Annotated in this window: 1 protein-coding gene; it reads right to left on the reverse strand. The window is 75.4% G+C overall.

The genetic code is table 11. From position 1 onward, the window contains the following. The coding region (locus ACWDBB_RS35895; protein ID WP_449793603.1) for a beta-ketoacyl synthase N-terminal-like domain-containing protein at positions 1-5,659 on the reverse strand (5,659 nt) is incomplete at both ends.

Consider the following 5,659-nt stretch of genomic DNA (forward strand, 5'->3'; position numbering starts at 1 on the left):
GTGGTGTAGACGTCGATGCCCCAGTGTTGGGCGAGTTGGACGGCGGCCATGCCGACGCCGCCGGTGGCGGTGTGGACGAGGAGTCGCTGTCCGGGTTGTATGTCGGCGAGGTCCCGCAGGCCGTAGTACGCCGTCAGGAACACGACCGGAAGCACGGCCGCCTCGGCGAACGTCCACCCGTCGGGCATACGGGCGACCATGCGGTGGTCGGTGTCGGCGAAGGTCGCGATGGCCCCGGGGAACAGCCCGAACACCCGGTCGCCCGGTGCGAAGCGGGTGACGTCGGGGGCGACTTCGGTCACCACGCCGGCGGCCTCGCCGCCGATCAGTGCCTCGTCGCCCGGGTACATGCCCAGCGCGATCAGCACGTCGCGGAAGTTCACCCCGGCCGCCCGCACCGCGATCCGCACCTGCCCCGGACCCAGCGGCTCCTGAGGACACGCCGTCGCGGCGAGGCCGTCCAGCGTGCCGGTGCCCAGGCTCCGCAGCCGCCAGGGCCCCGCCGGCAGCGTCAGACCGTCGGCCGGCCTCGGGCGCACGAGCCGGGCGGCACGCAGCGCGCCGTCGCGGACGGCGAGCTGCGGTTCGCCGGTGGCCGACGCCGCCCGGACCTTTCCGTACGAGTCGTCCCGGTCGTCGAGGTCGACGAGCACGAAGCGCCCCGGGTTCTCCGACTGCGCCGTCCTCAGCAGACCCCACACCGCGGCGTGCGCGGGGTCGCGGACCCGGTCGCCTTCCCCGGCGGCCACCGCGCCCCGGGTGAGGACGACCAGCCGTGACGAGGCGAACCGCTCGTCGGCCAGCCACGCCCGGACCAGGCCCAGGGCCCGCACCGTCGCCTCCCGCGTCGCCCCGGCGAGGTCGTCCCAGGACTCCGTGCGGTACTGGACGACCACCACCGGGGGCACCTCGCCCTCCAGGGCCAGGGACCGCAGGTCCGCGTACGGCGCGGCGTCGAGGGCCGCGGCCAGGGCGGGCGACCCGAGCACCGCCCACGGCGCGTCGTCCCGGTCCGGCTCCGGCACGGCGGTCCACTCGACGAGGAACATCGCATCGGACCGCGCGTCCGCCGACAACTGTCCGGGGGCGACCGGCCGCAGGACCAGCGACTCCACCGATGCCACCGGCTGCCCGGTGGCGTCGGCCACGGTCAGGGCCACCGCGTCGGTGCCCGCGGGCGAGAGCCGGACCCGCAGCGACCCGGCGCCCCGGGCGTACAGCTGCACACCGCTCCAGGCGAACGGGAGCCGCACGACGCCCTCCTCGGCCCGGGAGCCGTCCACACCGAGGGCGTGCAGGGCGGCGTCCAGCAGCGCCGGATGCAGGCCGAAGGACCCCGCCTCCGCCGACTGCTCCTCCGCCGGACGGACTTCGGCGTACAGGTCCTCGCCCGATCGCCAGACGGCCTCCAGCCCCTGGAAGGCCGGTCCGTACTCGTACCCCAGGGCGGCCAGACCGTCGTAGTGCCCGCCGAGGTCCACCGGGGTCGCCCCGGCGGGCGGCCAGGCGGTGAGGTCGTGCTCCCGGGCGGGCCGTGCCGCCGCGCCCAGGGTGCCGGTGGCGTTCCGGATCCAGGGGAGGTCCACGTCGGCGTCGCCGGGCCGGGAGTGGACGTGGAAGGACCGCAGCCCCGTCTCGTCCGGCGGGTCGACGGTCACCTGGAGGTGCACCGTCTCCTCCGGCAGCGGCAGCGGTGCCAGCACGGTCAGTTCCTCGATGCGGGTGCAGCCCGCCTCGCCGGCGGCGTGCAGGGCCAGCTCCACGAAGGCGGTACCCGGCAGCAGGGTGGTGCCGGTCACCGTGTGGTCGGCCAGCCAGGGCCGGGTCCGCCGGGACAGGCTGCCGGTGACGACGAGGCCCTCGCTGCCGGCCAGCGGCAGGGCGGCGCCCAGCAGCGGGTGGCCGGTCGGCCGCAGCCCCAGCTGCGCGGGGTCCGCCTGCGACGGTGCCACGTCCAGCCAGTGGCGGCGCCGCTGGAAGGAGTAGGTCGGCAGGTCCACGCCGTTCCGCGGGGCGTCCGGCAGGGCCGGGGACCAGTCCACGGCCAGGCCCTGGGTGTGTGCCGCGGCCAGCGCGGTGAGCATCCGGGCCTGGCCGCCCTCGCCACGGCGCAGGGTGCCGACGACCACGGCGCCCTGCCGGAGGTCCAGCTCCTCCAGCGTCTCCTGGAGGCTCGTGGTCAGCACCGGGTGGGGGCTGACCTCGACGAAGGCGTGGTGCCCGGCCGCCGCGAGGACGCCGACGGTCTCCTCGAACCGGACGGTCCGGCGGAGGTTGCGGTACCAGTACCCGGCGTCCAGCGTCGCGGTGTCGACGAGGCCGCCGGTGACGGTGGAATAGAAGGGAACCTCGGCGGAGCGCGGGGAGACGGGGGCCAGCACCTCGGCCAGCCGGTCCCGGACGGCCTCGACCTGGGCGCAGTGCGAGGCGTAGTCGACGGGGATCACCTTGCTGCGCACGCCCTCGGCGGTGCAGTGCGCGTGCAGTTCCTCCAGGGCCCCGGTGTCACCGGAGACCACCGTCGAGCGGGGGCTGTTGACGGCCGCGACGGACAGCCGGCCCTCCCAGCGCCCGAGCAGGTCCGCCACCTCGCCGTGCGGCAGGGGCACGGACAGCATGCCGCCGCGGCCGCGCAGGGCGTCGAGTGCCCGGCTGCGCAGGGCGACCACCAGGGCCGCGTCCTCCAGGGAGAGCGCGCCCGCGACGCACGCCGCGGCGATCTCGCCCTGGGAGTGGCCGATGACCGCGGCCGGTTCGACGCCGTACGAGCGCCACAGGGCCGCCAGCGAGACCATCACCGCGAACAGGGCGGGCTGGATGGTGTCGGCGGTGTCCATGGCGGGCGCGCCCGGCCTGCCGTGCAGGAGGGCGAGGAGGTCCCAGCCGGTGTGCGGGGCGAGCGCCTCGGCACACTCGCGCATCCGCTCCCGGAAGACCTCCGAGGTCTCCAGCAACTCCAGGGCCATTCCCTCCCACTGGGAGCCCTGGCCGGGGAAGACGAAGACCGTCCGGTGGCCGGTCCCGGCCGCGCCCTGCGTCAGCCGCGGCGAGGGTGCGCCCTGGGCGAGGGCGTCGAGGGCGGTGCGCAGCTCCTCCCGGTCCGCCCCGACGAGCACCGCGCGGTGCTCGAAGGTGGCACGGTTCGTGGCCAGGGCGTGGGCGATGTCCCGGACCCCGGTGCCCGGGGTCGCGTCGGTCCAGGCCAGCAACCGCCGTGCCTGCTCCCGCAGTGCCTCGGCGGAACGCCCGCTCAGCAACCACGGCACCACCGCGTCACCGGAGTCCCGCGGAGCCGGGTCCACCGGGGCCTCCGGCTCCGGGGCCGCCTCCAGAACCAGGTGCGCGTTGGTGCCGCTCATGCCGAACGAGGAGACCGCGGCGCGGCGGGGCCGGCCGGTCCCGGGCCAGGGCGTGGTCCCGGTGACCAGGCGGACGGCGCCGGTGCCCCAGTCGGCGTGCGGGGTGGGCTCGTCGGCGTGCAGGGTCGGCGGGAGGACACCGTGCCGCATCGCCATGACCATCTTGATGACGCCCGCGACACCGGCGGCGGCCTGGGTGTGGCCGATGTTGGACTTCACCGACCCCAGGTGCACCGGCAGTTCCCGGGTGTGCTCCTGCCCGTAGGTGGCGAGGATGGCCTGGGCCTCGATGGGGTCGCCCAGGGTGGTTCCGGTGCCGTGCGCCTCGACGGCGTCCACGTCGGCGGGGGCGAGGCGGGCGTCGGCGAGGGCCTGGCGGATCACCCGCTCCTGGGACGGGCCGTTGGGCGCGGTCAGACCGTTGCTGGCGCCGTCCTGGTTGACCGCGCTGCCGCGGATCACCCCCAGGATCCGGCGGCCGTTGCGGAGCGCGTCGGAGAGCCGCTCCAGGAGGACCAGCCCCACGCCCTCGCCCCAGCTGGTGCCGTCCGCGTCGGCGGAGAAGGCCTTGCAGCGGCCGTCGGGGGACAGCCCGCGCTGGCGGCTGAACTCGACGAAGAGCGTCGGTGTGGCCAGGACGGACGCGCCGCCGGCCAGCGCGAGCGAGCACTCGCCCCGGCGCAGCGCCTGCGCCGCGAGGTGGATGGCCACCAGCGACGACGAGCAGGCGGTGTCGACGCTGACCGCCGGACCCTCCAGCCCGAAGGTGTAGGCGACGCGGCCGGAGATGATGCTCGCCGAGCTGCCGGTCAGCCGGTAGCCGCCGGCCTCCTCGGGCGCCGCGTCCAGTAGCGCCGTGTAGTCCTGCGAGCTGGTTCCCGCGAACACCCCGGTGTCGCTGCCGCGCAGCGCGGCGGGGTCGAGTCCGGCGCGTTCGAAGGCCTCCCAGGCGGTCTCCAGCAGCAGTCGCTGCTGCGGGTCCATGGCGGTGGCCTCGCGCGGGCTGATGCCGAAGAACTCGGCGTCGAACAGGGGCGCGTCGTGGAGGAAGCCGCCGTGCCGGGTGTAGGTCCTGCCCGGTGTGCCGATCTCGGGGTGGTAGAGGCCCTTGACGTCCCAGCCGCGGTCGGCGGGGAACTCCCCGATGGCGTCGGTGCCGTCGGCCACCAGCCGCCACAGGTCCTCGGGGGAGGTGACACCGCCCGGGTAGCGGCAGCTCATCGCCACCACCGCGATCGGCTCGTCCGAGGCCCCGGCAGCCGCCGGTGCGACGGGCCCGGGGGCGGCGGCCTCCGGCGTACGGCCATCGAGCAGTTCCAGCACGTGTCCGGAGAGGGCGGCGGGGGTGGGGTGGTCGAAGGCCAGGGTCGCCGACAGGCTCAGGCCCGTCGCCGCGACCAGCCGGTTGCGCAGCTCGACCGAGGTCAGCGAGTCGAAGCCGATCTCGTTGAACGGGCGGTCGACGTCGATGGACTCGGGCGCGGAGTGCCCGAGCACGATGGCGGCCTGCGCACGTACCAGGTCCAGCACGGCCCGCTTTCGTTCGGAGGCGGTGAGCCCGGCGAGCCCCGTGAGCGGCGAGCGCTCGTCGGCCCCGGTACGGCGGGCGGCGGTGCGGGGCAGCCGCGGTCGCACCAGGGAACTCAGCAGCACCGGCAGTGTGTCCGCGTCCGACTGGCGGCGCAGCGCGGCCAGGTCCAGGAGCGCCGGGACCACCACGGCCCGCCCTGAGCCGAGCGCCGCGTCCAGCAGCTTCAGGGCCTCCTCCGGTGCCATGGGGGCGACGCCGGTCCGGCCGATCCGCGCACGGTCGGCCTCGTCCAGGGTGTTCGTCATACCGCTCGCCTGGTCCCACAGGCCCCAGGCGAGGGAGGTGCCGGGCAGCCCCTGGGCGCGGCGGTGCTGGGCGAGGGCGTCGAGGAAGGTGTTGCCCGCGGCGTAGTTGGCCTGCCCGGCGTTGCCGAGGGTGCCGGCGATCGAGGAGAAGAGCACGAACGCGGACAGGTCCGTCGTGCGGGTGAGTTCGTGCAGGTTCCAGGCCGCGTCCACCTTGGGCAGCAGGACCTGCCGCAGGCGCTCGGGCGTGAGGTTCTCGAGGATCGCGTCGTCGAGGGTGCCGGCGGTGTGGATGACGGCGGTGAGGGGGTGTTCGGTGGGGATGGTGGTGAGCAGTGTGGTCAGGGCGTCGGGGTCGGCGATGTCGCAGGCGGTGATGGTGATGTGGGCGCCGAGTGCGGTGAGTTCGGCTTCGAGTTCGGTGGCGCCGTTGGCGTTGGGGCCGGTTCGGCTGGTGAGGTGGA

Source organism: Kitasatospora sp. NPDC001095 (assembly GCF_053598615.1).